The sequence below is a fragment of the Methylomusa anaerophila genome (assembly GCF_003966895.1).
GTDB classification, from domain to species: domain Bacteria; phylum Bacillota; class Negativicutes; order Sporomusales; family Sporomusaceae; genus Methylomusa; species Methylomusa anaerophila.
Genome location: NZ_AP018449.1, coordinates 1,647,777 through 1,662,487 on the forward strand (window position 1 = coordinate 1,647,777; position 14,711 = coordinate 1,662,487).

The 14,711-nt window shown below is 48.9% G+C and carries 13 protein-coding genes; all 13 read left to right on the forward strand.

Annotated features, from left to right (window positions below; all coding sequences use genetic code 11):
* Positions 1-34 precede the first annotated feature (34 nt).
* The 13 genes from MAMMFC1_RS07140 to MAMMFC1_RS07200 all read left to right on the forward strand — a co-directional run bounded on the left by MAMMFC1_RS07140 (position 35) and on the right by MAMMFC1_RS07200 (position 14,684).
* Complete coding sequence (locus MAMMFC1_RS07140; RefSeq protein ID WP_126307717.1) at positions 35-1,534, forward strand: WD40 repeat domain-containing protein; 1,500 nt, start codon at positions 35-37, stop codon at positions 1,532-1,534.
* Positions 1,535-1,626: 92 nt separating this feature from the next.
* Complete coding sequence (locus MAMMFC1_RS07145) at positions 1,627-3,126, forward strand: WD40 repeat domain-containing protein (RefSeq protein ID WP_126307719.1); 1,500 nt, start codon at positions 1,627-1,629, stop codon at positions 3,124-3,126.
* Between the two features lie 104 nt (positions 3,127-3,230).
* Positions 3,231-5,579: an autotransporter outer membrane beta-barrel domain-containing protein gene (locus MAMMFC1_RS07150; RefSeq protein ID WP_126307721.1), complete on the forward strand. Its 2,349-nt coding sequence runs from the start codon at positions 3,231-3,233 to the stop codon at positions 5,577-5,579.
* 120 nt (positions 5,580-5,699) lie between these two features.
* Positions 5,700-6,713 (forward strand): CPBP family intramembrane glutamic endopeptidase, encoded by a 1,014-nt coding sequence (locus tag MAMMFC1_RS07155; protein ID WP_126307723.1) that lies wholly within the window; start codon positions 5,700-5,702, stop codon positions 6,711-6,713.
* Between the two features lie 109 nt (positions 6,714-6,822).
* The gene (locus MAMMFC1_RS07160) at positions 6,823-7,839 is read left to right on the forward strand and encodes a CPBP family intramembrane glutamic endopeptidase (protein WP_126307725.1); all 1,017 of its coding nucleotides are present in this window, start codon (positions 6,823-6,825) and stop codon (positions 7,837-7,839) included.
* Positions 7,840-7,970: 131 nt separating this feature from the next.
* The gene (locus tag MAMMFC1_RS07165) at positions 7,971-9,155 is read left to right on the forward strand and encodes a CPBP family intramembrane glutamic endopeptidase (protein WP_126307727.1); all 1,185 of its coding nucleotides are present in this window, start codon (positions 7,971-7,973) and stop codon (positions 9,153-9,155) included.
* A 24-nt stretch (positions 9,156-9,179) separates the two neighbouring features.
* A complete protein-coding gene (locus MAMMFC1_RS07170; protein WP_126307729.1) occupies positions 9,180-9,686 on the forward strand; it encodes a hypothetical protein in 507 nt (168 codons plus the stop codon).
* Positions 9,679-10,686, forward strand: a complete 1,008-nt coding sequence (locus MAMMFC1_RS07175) for a WD40 repeat domain-containing protein (protein ID WP_145987622.1) — start codon at positions 9,679-9,681, stop codon at positions 10,684-10,686. Before MAMMFC1_RS07170 ends, MAMMFC1_RS07175 begins: the two co-directional genes overlap by 8 nt.
* Before the next feature lie 543 nt (positions 10,687-11,229).
* Positions 11,230-12,183, forward strand: coding sequence for a hypothetical protein (locus MAMMFC1_RS07180; RefSeq protein WP_126307733.1), 954 nt, complete (start codon positions 11,230-11,232; stop codon positions 12,181-12,183).
* Between the two features lie 106 nt (positions 12,184-12,289).
* Complete coding sequence (locus MAMMFC1_RS07185; RefSeq protein ID WP_126307735.1) at positions 12,290-12,559, forward strand: hypothetical protein; 270 nt, start codon at positions 12,290-12,292, stop codon at positions 12,557-12,559.
* 10 nt (positions 12,560-12,569) lie between these two features.
* Positions 12,570-12,989: a hypothetical protein gene (locus tag MAMMFC1_RS07190; protein WP_126307737.1), complete on the forward strand. Its 420-nt coding sequence runs from the start codon at positions 12,570-12,572 to the stop codon at positions 12,987-12,989.
* A gap of 25 nt (positions 12,990-13,014) precedes the next feature.
* Complete coding sequence (locus MAMMFC1_RS07195; protein ID WP_126307739.1) at positions 13,015-13,269, forward strand: acyl carrier protein; 255 nt, start codon at positions 13,015-13,017, stop codon at positions 13,267-13,269.
* A 26-nt stretch (positions 13,270-13,295) separates the two neighbouring features.
* Positions 13,296-14,684, forward strand: coding sequence for a beta-ketoacyl-[acyl-carrier-protein] synthase family protein (locus tag MAMMFC1_RS07200; RefSeq protein WP_126307741.1), 1,389 nt, complete (start codon positions 13,296-13,298; stop codon positions 14,682-14,684).
* The last annotated feature ends 27 nt before the right edge of the window (positions 14,685-14,711 follow it).

Sequence of the window (14,711 nt, forward strand, 5' to 3'; positions counted from 1 at the left end):
CTGTGGCTGACCATAATGGGGGGTAAATGGTTTTATGAAGCGAAACAGGCTGGGACTATGGCTTGTAAAAATTAGCGTTCTGTTGTACGGCGCTCTCATGCTCTACTGGCTGGCCACAGGGGTCAGACACTATTGGGCGGATTTAACGCTGCCGGTCCTGGCAACGCCGGCCCTGTGGATACTGCGGCCGGAAAGCTGGCTGTTTCTGCGGCTTGCGTTCTTCATGCAGTTTTTGTACTACAGTTTCCGTGGCGTCCCATTTTTAATCTACGGTCTCATTGCGGCGGGACGGCCGTTGCCGTTTACCGGGGAAGACAGGATCATTCTCCTCTGGCTGTTTCTGGCTGGCGCGTTTCTTGCCTGCGCCGTATTCATCCATAAAAACCGGAAGCTGTTTGCCGTAGAAGAACAAGAGGCCTCTAGGGAGCCGGAACAAGTTTCGTGGAAGCAGACCGTTGCCGTATTGCTGGCGTTCAGCATGCCGTTTCTGCCGCTGGCGGAACAAACCGCCTGGGCCACACTGGACCCCAGGGTGCTTGACAATCGAGTGAACGTTAACGGGATACGGTTCAGTCCGGATGGCCAGAAGCTTGGCGTAATCAACCAAGGGGTATCCTGGACAATCCATATCTGGGATATGAAGACCAGGACTTTCAAGCCGTTGCGGGCGGCGCGCAATGAGCCCATTAGCTCGCTGGCTTTCAGCGGCGACGGCAGGTACCTGGCCATGGGACAGATGATCAGCATGGGCGGTGTGGATTTCAATACGGTCAAGTATTTGGTTGATGTGGACCTGGTTGATTTGACCACCGGGGGTAGACGAATGTTACAACGCAAAGAACCTCTCAGCTTTTTGCTGAATAAGGGTCCGGAGGTTTTAACGGTGGCGTTTAGTCCGGACAGCGCGTATCTGGCCTGCGCCAGGGGAGATATTGATGTCCAGATTGAGCTTTGGAATACCAACACCTGGGGCCTAACGCGCACCCTGGATACAAAGGCAGTCAATATGGATTATCATCCTATGGCCTACAGCCCGGACGGGAAATACCTGGCCACGGAAATGAGAAAGGCGGCGATCGGCCTATGGGATGTGGCGACGGGCACTCTGGTCAGCACCCTTAGCGAAGGCTATGGCGGATACATCAAAGAAATCGTCTACAGCCCGGACGGCCGCTATCTCGCCGTGGCGTTTAACAAACGCTGGTCCGCGTCCAAGGCCGGTACGGAAAAAGGGTTTATCGACATCTGGGATACAAATACCGGCCAAATCTTCAAAACCATTGCGTGGGATTCCGACAGCAGGATCGGAGGCCTGTCCTACAGCCCGGACGGCAAATATATTGCCGCCTTTTTGCAACGGGAAGATTACGTAAGAATTTGGGATGTGGCCAGCGGCAGCCAGGCAGAGACCTTGCGGGGCCCGGTAATCGACAGCCCGGTGGTTGGGGTGGCGTTTAGTCCGGACGGCAAATACCTGGCGGTGGCCAGTGAGCAATATATCAAATTATATGACGCCCAAAAAATCAGCCAGTGACAGGCTAGTTCGGTGCCGCCAGTCTCAAGGGGGGATTTTACAGGGAAAAACTATATGGCTGTGGCTGACCATAATGGGGGGTAAATGGTTTTATGAAGCGAAACAGGCTGGGACTATGGCTTGTAAAAATTAGCGTTCTGTTGTACGGCGCTCTCATGCTCTACTGGCTGGCCACAGGGGTCAGACACTATTGGGCGGATTTAACGCTGCCGGTCCTGGCAACGCCGGCCCTGTGGATACTGCGGCCGGAAAGCTGGCTGTTTCTGCGGCTTGCGTTCTTCATGCAGTTTTTGTACTACAGTTTCCGTGGCGTCCCATTTTTAATCTACGGTCTCATTGCGGCGGGACGGCCGTTGCCGTTTACCGGGGAAGACAGGATCATTCTCCTCTGGCTGTTTCTGGCTGGCGCGTTTCTTGCCTGCGCCGTATTCATCCATAAAAACCGGAAGCTGTTTGCCGTAGAAGAACAAGAGGCCTCTAGGGAGCCGGAACAAGTTTCGTGGAAGCAGACCGTTGCCGTATTGCTGGCGTTCAGCATGCCGTTTCTGCCGCTGGCGGAACAAACCGCCTGGGCCACACTGGACCCCAGGGTGCTTGACAATCGAGTGAACGTTAACGGGATACGGTTCAGTCCGGATGGCCAGAAGCTTGGCGTAATCAACCAAGGGGTATCCTGGACAATCCATATCTGGGATATGAAGACCAGGACTTTCAAGCCGTTGCGGGCGGCGCGCAATGAGCCCATTAGCTCGCTGGCTTTCAGCGGCGACGGCAGGTACCTGGCCATGGGACAGATGATCAACATGGGCGGTGTGAATTCCAATACGGTTAAGAATTTGGTTGATATGGATCTGGTTGATTTGACCACCGGAGGCAGGCGGATGTTACAACGCAAAGAACCTCTCAGCTTTTTGCTGAATACGACTCCGGAGGTTTTAGCGGTGGCGTTTAGCCCGGACAACACGTATCTGGCCTGCGCCAGGGGAAATGACGATGTCCAGATTGAGCTTTGGAATACCAACACCTGGGGCCTGACGCGCACCCTGGATACAAAGGCAGTCAATACGGATTATCATCCTATGGCCTACAGCCCGGACGGGAAATACCTGGCCACGGAAATGAGAAAGGCGGCGATCGGCCTATGGAATGTGGCGACGGGCACTCTGGTCAGTACCCTTAGCGAAGGCTATGGCGGATACATCAAAGAAATCGCCTACAGCCCGGACGGCCGCTATCTCGCCGTGGCGTTTAACAAACGCTGGTCCGCGTCCAAGGCCGGTACGGAAAAAGGGTTTATCGACATCTGGGATACAAATACCGGCCAAATCTTCAAAACCATTGCGTGGGATTCCGACAGCAGGATCGGAGGCCTGTCCTACAGCCCGGACGGCAAATATATTGCCGCCTTTTTGCAACGGGAAGATTACGTAAGAATTTGGGATGTGGCCAGCGGCAGCCAGGCGGAGACCTTGCGGGGCCCGGTAATCGACAGCCCGGTGGTTGGGGTGGCGTTTAGTCCGGACGGCAAATACCTGGCGGTGGCCAGTGAGCAATATATCAAATTATATGACGCCCAAAAAATCAGCCAGTGACAGGGCTAGTTCGGTATCGCCAGTCTCAAGGTTTTCAATGTTATAGTAAATTGTAGTAAAAAAACACTTAAAGAGTACTTTATTTAGAGAGGAGATTAAAAAAAATGGGTGGAGGCGGATGGGTAGCCCAGGCGCTGGGGATCATATTTCCCCCCTTGCAGCCGATAGTCCAATACTATAGCGCGGCGGTAGCCATAGAACATGGCGATGTACTGGGCCTGATAACCAATATCGGCGCAAGTATCGGCATACCCCAGGAAACAATCAATTATATTGCGGAGGCGCAATCTGTCGTAACTGCCAGTCAGACCAACGATTGGGCGAGTATCCTGGCCGGCACGGTCGGCAAGCAGCTCGGCATTGACGTGGGTACACGCAAATTCATTTCGGAAGCCCAAGTGGTTTATAACACGGCCGAGAACGGCTTGGAAGGATTTCTGGCAAGCGGTTTTGTCCAGCAACAGACTCTGAATTATCTTAGTCATGTTTTTCCCCCGCCGCCGAAAGTTATGCCGGACGGCACTCTTCGGCAGACCTTCTATGACGGCAGCATTAGGGATGTTGCCCCGGACAACACGATAAGAGAGATTTCAGCAGAGGGCGTTATAACGGTCACTGAAACTGACGGCACCAAAACCGTCTATATACCCAACGGCCCGACAACGGTCTATACGCCGGACGGTTCCGTAATCACTTGGAGGGATGGCATTCAAATTTTGACCGGCCCGGACGGCACCACTGTAACGACTTACCTGGACGGCTCCCGGCACACAATTATGCCGGACGGAACGCAATTAATATGGGCGGCCGACGGCAGCCAAACCGTGATCGCCCCGGATGGATCCCGAATCGTGTACGGGTCTGACGGTTCCAGCACGATTTATGCAGCGGACGGCAGCATCGATATGTTTGCGGCAGACGGCACCGAAACGTTGTACGAGATCGACGGAACGACAACAGTGAAGACGTCCGACGGCAGAGTCACAATCACAACAGCCGACGGCGCTGTAACGGTGCTTGACTCCGACGGTAAGCGGACAAAGTATGACACCAATGGCACTACAACGGTGTTTGAGACCGATGGCACGCAGATCAGTACTTTGCCGGGCGGTACTGAGACGGTGGTTGAAGAAAATGGTGCGAAAATGGTGCAAGGGGCGGATGGCAGTACAACGGAGTATGCCGTAAACGGTGACCGAACAATAGCCATGGCGAACGGTTGTCAACTGCTGACAACGGCTGATGGCAACCAAGCATTGACAACGGCAGACGGCAACCAGGTGATATTTGATGACAACGGTAACCTGATGGTGACAACGGCAGACGGCAATCAAATTAATTTGACAACGGTAGACGGCAGTCCTGTATCGACGACGGTGGGTGACGCCCAAGTGATCAACACGGCTGAAGGCTTCCGGGCAGTAGCAACGGCATCAGGCGACTTATTATTGGCGATGGGAGACGATGCCCAGGCGTTGGCTGGGGGAAGTGGCAGCGATGTGGTGACTGAGCAGGATGGTGACCTGCTGGCGACTGCACCGAACTATACCGGGGATGCATCTGATACGACGCTAACGGTGCAGGGAGAAGGAGATGAAAGTAGCCCGACTTATAATTTCCAGATGAAGGTGACTGATCCGGAAGCCATTAGGCAGTTTCTTAGTAATAATAACACCGGTACTGCACCGGAGAACAATAGTGTTAATCTGTTCCAATGGATTGGCGGAAACGGTAAAGATGTAACGACGAATATGGTGTCAGTTTTAGGTGGCGCCCGTGCGGGATTTCTTACTACAGCAACATTGCTGGCATTTGACCCAGCCAATCCCAAACGGGCGGAGAGAGTTGGTGCTGCTGTGGGAGTAACGGCGGCTTATGGGATAAACCTGGGTCTAACGCAGAGATACCATCCGGGTGATAACTGGCTTTTAAGTCAAACGCTCGATCTTGGGGGAACTGCAGTCAAGTTGTATACAAAGTCTGAAACGGTGGCAAGATTTTTCTCGTATCTTTCCGTAGCAACAGATTTAGGTCAGCCTATTCCTGATGATACCGGCACCCAGCCCCCGGAAGCGGATAAACCGACGATTGACATATATGTCGGTGACGATTTACCGCAAACCTCAGAAGGGACTCTGCTTCTTCAGGGCACGTTAACCCCGTCTATTCAAAATAATCAGCCACCTCCGGTTTCCTTCCAGTTGCAGGTAAACTGGCCTGTCCAACAAAATAATATACAATTAAACGGCAATGATGTTGTACCTGATTCTAATTTGCTGTTGAGCGATACCCTGACCAGTTATATCGCCAGCTTTGTGGCGGAGAGTAATGATACGGGAGCATTGCTGACATCCAATAATTCTGGAATACAGGGAGATGGCTCTACCAATCCGCTTATCATTGCTGCTACCGGCGCTGAACTTTTTAACCAAAATCAATCTAAGGTGGCCTAGCATCTTTGGCTGTGTTTCGTAGAACTTCCTTTGCGACTATCGGTAGGAATGCCGGTAAGACCAAAGGAGTTCTACGATTCGCCCTTGGGTCACCAGAGTTGATTTATTTACGGAGGGATTATGATAATTCGCTGGCTTTCTTTTGGCCGTTCTCTGGCCAAAGGTATCGGGCACTATCAAAGAGGCGCCTATACAGAGGCATTAGACGCACTGAACGCGGCTGTCAAAATAAAGGAAAGTGATTTTCTGGTCCAATTCTGGCTGTTGCGGACCAGCGTGCGGCTGGGGCGCCGGGAAGATGCGCGCAGGTATGCGGCCAACTGCATGTCCTGGAGAGTGGATCTTGCTGAGTTGGTCAGTCCCTGGCAACAAGCCGCCAACGGGGAAACTATGTCCGATGACGGTCTGGCAAGACTGGACACGGCAGCAGACCAACTATTGGCTTACCACCAATGGGAGGACAAACCGATAAGCTTGTCCCGGGTAGCTGCAATGTTTGGCCTTTGGCTGGGTTTATTAATGTTAATAAGTGTTGTGTATAACGTAGGCAAATACTTGATTTTTTCCGTTCCTCCATTTACACGTGCGCCGATTCAACACCTTCTTTACATAGAGTTAGTATTCAAAATTCTTTCTATTTTGCTTTATTGGAAATATTTCTGGCGACCAAACATTCGTACGAGTGGATGGCTAACACTCAGACGCCATGTTGAAATCAGCTTTAGTCTTATGCGAAATAGAGCGTTCATACGGCTATGTGTTATTGTGGTCGCGTGGAGTATTATAACAGTGATACTTATGCAATTGTTTGGTGAAGGTCTGGCCCCACAGGGCTATTTGCAGTTTCCGATAATTAACATAATTACAGGATTAATAATAGCTCCAATATGTGAGGAACTAATGTTTCGTAAAGTGCTGTTTACCTATCTGAGACAGTATAGCAGAACAGGAGCCTACGTTGTCGTTACTCTAGCTTTCTATTTGGCTCATGGTATTAATAGTGGATTGTGGCTTATGGTTGCTTCTGTTATTTTGTGTTTTGCCTACGAGCAGCAGAATACTATCGATGCCGCCATAATATCACATATTTTAATTAATTTAGTGATTATTATTCATATTTATCTTTATTATTAACCTGGTTGCAAAAAAACAAAGATAATTCTCGGCTAGCCGTACTATCGCAGTGCTCAGCGGTATAACTAAATCAATCGGAGGAAGCGTAACATTTATTTACGGAGGGATTATGATAATTCGCTGGCTTTCTTTTGGCCGTTCTCTGGCCAAAGGTATTGGGCACTATCAAAGAGGCGCCTATACAGAGGCATTAGACGCACTGAACGCGGCGGTAAAAATAAAGGAAAGTGATTTTCTGGTCCAATTCTGGCTGTTGCGGACGAGCGTACGGCTGGGGCGCCGGGAAGATGCGCGCAGGTATGCAGCCAACTGTATGTCCTGGAGAGTGGATCTTGCTGAGCTGATCAGTCCCTGGCAACAAGCCGCCAACGGGGAAACTATGTCCGATGACGGGCTGGCAAGACTTGACGCGGCGGCAGACCAACTATTGGCTTACCACCAATGGGAGGACAAACCGATAAGCTTGTCCCGGGTAGCTGCAATGTTTGGCCTTTGGCTGGGTTTATTGCTATTGATAAGTCTGGTGTATATCGCAGGCGAATATCTGATTTTTTCAATTCGTCCATTTACCCGTGTGCCAATGCAACATCTACTGTATATTGGTTTAATATTCGAAACCCTCTCCATTTTACTTTACGGCAAATATTCTTGGCGGCCGAATATTCGTACGAACGGATGGCTGACATTAAGGCGCTATGTGGCAGTTACCCTCAGTCTTATGCGAAATGGAACATTCATACGGCTAAGTATCATTGTAATCTTGTTCTATATTAGTAAGGCAGTGCTGGGCAGTTGGGTTGGTGAAGATCAGCCCCCCCCACGCCCATTTTTTGAGTTTCCAATCATTAGCATCTTTTTAGTGTTAGCAACAGGGCCGGTTCAGGAGGAACTGATGTTTCGCAAAGTGCTGTTTACCTATTTGAGACAGTACAGCAGAACAGGAGCTTACATCCTTGTTGCATTAGCCTTCTATTTGACTCACGGTCTTAATAGTGGATTATGGATTATGGTTGCGTCCGTTTTTTTCTGCTTAGCCTACGAGCAGCACAATACCATAATTGCTTCGATCGTATTGCATGTTCTGATAAATACAATGGCAGTTATCAAAATATATTTTTTCCCATAGCCGGAGTCGGGGGCTGATGCTTTGTTCAAGGCTAAAGGTGAATCAGCAGTTCTCTTGTTTACGCTACTGTCGGCGATGAACCCCATGACCAGAACCAGTCTAAGGCTGCGTAGTATTTTTACGGAGGGATTATGATAATTCGCTGGCTTTCTTTTGGCCGTTCTCTGGCCAAAGGTATCGGGCACTATCAAAGAGGCGCCTATACAGAGGCATTAGACGCACTGAACGCGGCTGTCAAAATAAAGGAAAGTGATTTTCTGGTCCAATTCTGGCTGTTGCGGACCAGCGTGCGGCTGGGGCGCCGGGAAGATGCGGGCAGGTATGCAGCCAACTGTATGTCCTGGAGAGCGGATCTTGCTGAGTTGATCAGTCCCTGGCAACAAGCCGCCAAGGGGGAAACTATGTCCGATGACGGGCTGGCTGGACTTGACGCGGCAGCAGACCGTTTGTTGGCTTACCACCAATGGGAGGACAAACCGATAAGCTTGTCCCGGGTAGCCTCTATGTTTGGCCTTTGGCTGGGTTTATTGATGTTGATAAGTGTTGTGTATAACTTAGGCAAATATCTGATCTTTTCAATTTCTCCAGTTACTCCTGCACCGATTCAGGATGTTCTTTATTATGCATTAATATTCAAAACTCTATCAATTTTACTTTATTGGAAATATTTCTGGCGGCCAAACATTCATACGAACGGATGGCTAATATTCAGGCGTCATGTGGCACTTGCCTTCAGTGTTATGCGAAATAGAGCATTCATTCGGTTATATGTTGAGGTAGTCTTGTTTATTATTACCCTAATAATAATTAGAAAATGGGGTGGTAACGATCTATACCCGCAGGAATATTTTCAGTTTCCAATCATTCAGATTATTTTATTATTAATATTAGGTCCAATTAGTGAGGAACTAATATTTCGCAAAGTGCTGTTTACCTATTTGAGACAATACAGCAGCTTGGGAGCTTATATCTTCGTAGCGCTGGCTTACTATTTGTTCCATGATATTAGTAGCAGCGGGATATGGCATTTCGTAGCGTCCATTTTCATGTGCTTGGTTTATGAACAGCAGAATACCATAATTGCCCCTATGATATTACATTTTTTGATAAATTTTGTGATGCTTATCAACATATATATATTTTTGCATAGCCGGGAATATTGGATCAAACCAAGGCAGCATAGCATTTTTTGTGCACAGGCCGTAGAACCTTCTTGGGCCGTTGGCATAGACCAGCAGGAGCAGGGGGGTTCCACGACCGTCACATTTTCAAAAGATTGTTTTATTGTCCGCACGACTATAGATAGCCGTGGCTGACCATAATGGGGGGTAAATGGTTTTATGAAGCGAAACAGGCTGGGACTATGGCTTGTAAAAATTAGCGTTCTGTTGTACGGCGCTCTCATGCTCTACTGGCTGGCCACAGGGGTCAGACACTATTGGGCGGATTTAACGCTGCCGGTCCTGGCAACGCCGGCCCTGTGGATACTGCGGCCGGAAAGCTGGCTGTTTCTGCGGCTTGCGTTCTTCATGCAGTTTTTGTACTACAGTTTCCGTGGCGTCCCATTTTTAATCTACGGTCTCATTGCGGCGGGACGGCCGTTGCCGTTTACCGGGGAAGACAGGATCATTCTCCTCTGGCTGTTTCTGGCTGGCGCGTTTCTTGCCTGCGCCGTATTCATCCATAAAAACCGGAAGCTGTTTGCCGTAGAAGAACAAGAGGCCTCTAGGGAGCCGGAACAAGTTTCGTGGAAGCAGACCGTTGCCGTATTGCTGGCGTTCAGCATGCCGTTTCTGCCGCTGGCGGAACAAACCGCCTGGGCCACACTGGAACCCCAGGGTGCTTGACAATCGAGTGAACGTTAACGGGATACGGTTCAGTCCGGATGGCCAGAAGCTTGGCGTAATCAACCAAGGGGTATCCTGGACAATCCATATCTGGGATATGAAGACCAGGACTTTCAAGCCGTTGCGGGCGGCGCGCAATGAGCCCATTAGCTCGCTGGCTTTCAGCGGCGACGGCAGGTACCTGGCCATGGGACAGAGGATCAATATGGGCGTTGTGGATTTCAATACGGTCAAGGACTTGGTTGATATGGACCTGGTTGATTTGACCACCGGAGGCAGGCGGATGTTACAACGCAAAGAACCTCTCAGCTTTTTGCTGAATACCAGTCCGAAGGTTTTAGCGGTGGCGTTTAGTCCGGACAGCGCGTATCTGGCCTGCGCCAGGGGGAATTTTGATGTCCAGATTGAGCTTTGGAATACCAACACCTGGGGCCTGACGCGCACCCTGGATACAAAGGCAGTCAATACGGATTATCATCCTATGGCCTACAGCCCGGACGGGAAATACCTGGCCACGGAAATGAGAAAGGCGGCGATCGGCCTATGGGATGTGGCGACGGGCACTCTGGTCAGCACCCTTAGCGAAGGCTATGGCGGATACATCAAAGAAATCGCCTACAGCCCGGACAGCCGCTATCTCGCCGTGGCGTTTAACAAACGCTGGTCCGCGTCCAAGGCCGGTACGGAAAAAGGGTTTATCGACATCTGGGATACAAATACCGGCCAAATCTTCAAAACCATTGCGTGGGATTCCGACAGCAGGATCGGAGGCCTGTCCTACAGCCCGGACGGCAAATATATTGCCGCCTTTTTGCAACGGGAAGATTACGTAAGAATTTGGGATGTGGCCAGCGGCAGCCAGGCGGAGACCTTGCGGGGCCCGGTAATCGACAGCCCGGTGGTTGGGGTGGCGTTTAGTCCGGACGGCAAATACATGGCGGTGGCCAGTGAGCAATATATCAAATTATACGATGCGCGAAAAATTGGTAAATGGCTATGAACCGAGACAACGATAGGCCTATGGGATGTGGCGGCAGGCACATTGAAGGCTATGGCGGATTCATCAAAGAATCGCCTACAGCCCGGACGGCCGCTATCTTGCCGTAGCATTTAACAAACGCTGGGTTATTCAGTTCATTTATTAGCGCTTTCTCCGACTCCGCTCCTCCTTTTGGCTGCGGATGGGTGTAAAAGTCTTCTCGAAAGAGAATAAAGAGAATATTGTAGTGGGATTAGAGTAACGTATATAAAACAGAGCATTACGTTTCCGTGTTAGCGTTTTTTATTATAATGATTTTAATGATAGGATTTACAAGATTTGCCAAGTAATAGCGGCTGAGATATTTTACGAACGGAGAAGTCAATAATGGCAGAAAGAACGCTTGTCGACTGGATCAATTAGTATGAAAAAAACCGGCGAAAAGTTTGTTGGTCGGATTTGATGTCTGTTCTGGCAACGCCGGCCCTGCGGCCTGAAAGCATCTGAGAAAAACTACTAATTTTACATTAACTTACAAGAAATTTTTGAGAGGGAGGGAGAATTTTGGGAAATAGAGTTACTTGGCTGCTTTTAATTACGGTTGTACTTTTTTGGGCGAATGCCCCAGTTGTCGCCGCGTACGATTGGTTTACCATGGTAGAGACAGGCGGGGTAGTATACCAGGTTGATAAACAAACAATCAAGTTTTGGGGAGAAGATGCGGAAAGATCGCTTGAAATGTGGATAAGAATAATTGATACGAGACGGCCTGATGTCTATAGTCATGTCCATTACCTTGTCAGACAAAACGATATGACTTTTATGAAAAAAGAACATATCATGTACTCAATTTCAGGTGCGGTCATCATTACAACAGACACCAGTTCGAAAGGCTGGATGCCGCTTTCTGCCGAGTCTCCCGTCGGGATAATGGCAAAACATCTGTTTGCCGATTATCACGAAGACGAAGGAAATAGCGAAGCGCCTGCCGCTTCGGCGATAACAGTAAATCGACAGGAACTGAAACAAGCATTAGAGGATGACAGAATCAAACATAAGGTCCAGAAAGACGGTACTAAGCTGTTTTCTGTACAGGATGCGAAGATACCTGGCCTTTTTAGCGGTATTTCCCACTCTCTTAGAACCGACTATTGCTTATCAATTGATGCCAGCAATTACAGATCCACAACATTTAGGTTTAAGTTAGAAGATACACGTCCGGGTGTCCATTCGCTAAGACAGTCCGTAACCATACAAGTAGATGACAAAGAGTGGGTTCTAACGCTGCCGTTAAGTTTCAATTCCGACGGGTATAGGAGCGTAGCGTTTACAATAGTCTTCAAAATGCCGGATTCTCTGGTAAACGCTATGACGGCTACGAAAAATCCAGTCAAAATAAAGTGGAAGCATTGTTACAACGGAGAGTGGCGGGACTACGAACGGGTAATTCCGGATAAAGCTTTACATGATATTCAACTGATGTATTTAGGGATCCGTTCGTATCAGGATGCCCTATAGAGGCATACCCAATAAGAATAGGGCTTGTTTTATTATCATGATAGCATTCACCAGATTTGCCCGATACTAAAGATTTTGGAGAGATTTATAAATGGAGGAATACATAATGACAGAAAGAACGCTTGTAGACTGGATCAATTGGTATGAAAAAAAGACTGGCGAAAAGTTTGTTGAAAAACCGGGTTTTAATATTGAGTTTCACCCGGACAAAGGATTTATGCAGTGGAAACAATACGGCAAGACCTTTTTAATTGGGCAAATCGCTTCGGCCGACAATGAATATTGGGCCGAGTTCGTCAAACGCAAGGGAAAGGAACTGGGCTGTAAAGTGGCCAGAACCCTTATTCCCCGGAAAAGCCCGGGTAATAACCATTAAGGAGGATACCATGGGAGAAAGAACATTCGAGGAATGGGTTAACTGGTTCGAGCTAAAGAGCGGCGAAAAGTTTAATACGCCGCCGGGCTTTAGCCTGGAGTTTCGCCCGGATAAGGGGTTTGTGCTCTGGAAGCGGAAAGGGGACACCTTTGTGATTAATCAGGGCACAACAGATGACTGGGAATTTTGGGCCGTTTGGATCATAAGCAAAGGACTGGAACTGGGCTGCACAAAAGTAAGAACCCTCGTCAGGCGGAACGCCGCCGGCTACGCCCGCCTAACGGGAGGGAAAATAGTGAAGAAAGGTTTCGACCAAAAGGGCCGGAAGCTTGTCGCTATTGAATGGGACAAGCTTCCGGAAGTGCTGACGCAGTCAATAAGTGATTGCAAGGTAATGGAAAAACTGCGGGATATTGGTGCTGTACGGTAAATTGGACACAGGGGGATAATGTTGCATGCTGAGAGAGGAAATTTTTGATAGGGTAAAAAAAGTCGCCCAGGCTACGCTACCCGATGTAGACGTTGACAGTATTAAATTAAATGCGCATCTGCGGGATCATCTGGGCTTGGATTCGGTTGACGCTATGTCATTAATAATCGCGTTGGAAGAGGAGTTCAAAATAGCCATCCCCGACGCCAGAGTCAGAGACCTAACCACTGTGGAGGCGGCCGTAAATATTATTGAAGAGTATATAAAAGAAGCCTGTTAATCGAATTGCGGGGATGGAATGCTAACGTGACGAATGAAGCAAAAAGAAGAGTCGTAGTGACGGGGATGGGCATTATCTGCTCCATAGGTACAAGCATTAGCGAATTCTGGGAGAACTGCCTTAACGGCTTTACAAGGGTTGAAAACATTCCGGGACATTGGCGTAATTATTCCGCTTTCACATCTACAATTTTAAGCCCGTTGCCTGCCATCGATTTCCGTGCCTACGACATTTCATTAATTGACTCAAACAGGTTGGACTTGTCGACCCAAATGGCGATTGCCTCCGCTTCTATGGCTTTGGAGAATGCCGGCATAGACAAGGAAATAAGAAATGTAAGACATGCCGCCTATATTCTCAAGGGAATTGATCCGGCCCGAACCGGGGTAATTTATGGCACAGGTGCCGGGGGGGTCAATACATTGCTGGCCGGCCACGCCTTTCAAGCCCTTTCGAATCATAAAAAGGCGCTAACCGCCATGATAAAAAGTATCGATGCCGAGAAAAACCGGCTGCTGGCGGAATGTTTGGCGGGAATTGCTAATAAAATGCCGTTGCCCAATAGAGCCAATCCTTTTATCGTATCTATGATCATGCCCAGTGCCTGTTCAGGGAATATTTCTATAAAATACGGACTAACCGGCCCGTCCAATACATTATGTTCCGCCTGCGCCTCGGGAACTGTCGCCATCGGACATGCGTACAGGGCGATCAAATCCGGTATGATTGATGTAGCCGTAACTGGCGGGGCTGAATATTTACACGATGATTATGGTTCAATTTTTAGAGGTTTTGATATGATAGGGGCCTTGGCGCCGGATAACGGGGATAAAGATAAATCTTGCCGGCCCTTTGATAAACAGCACGCGGGGTTTTTATTTAGTGAAGGGGCCAGCGCTACTTTGATTTTGGAGGAACTGGATCACGCCAGGAACCGGGGCGCCGAAGTACTTGGCGAGATAGTAGGGTTTGCGGAAACATGTGACGCCAGTAATATCCTGGCAATTGAAAAAAACGGCGCCCAAATTAAAAGAATGATAATGGCTGCCCTGGATGAATCAGGCTTGCATCCCCAGGCTATCGACTATATAAATACCCATGGGACAGGCACGGTCGTAAATGATGAGGCGGAAGCTCAGATAATAAATGATATTTTTGGCAAGCGGCCGTTAGTTAATTCAACTAAATCAATATTAGGGCATACCATTGGCGCCAGTGGGGCAATTGAAGCAATTGTTTCTATTTTAAGCATTAAAAACAGCAAGACTCATATATGCCGCAACCTGGAAGAACCCATTTTGGATCTGAATTTTGTTACGGAGGTTAAAGAAAGGGAAATAAACACCGCAATTAGTCAATCCTTTGCCTTTGGTGGCCAAAATTCGGTGTTGGTTATGCGGGGTTTTCAATATTAACTGTGGTGATTAACAGCGCTATTCATA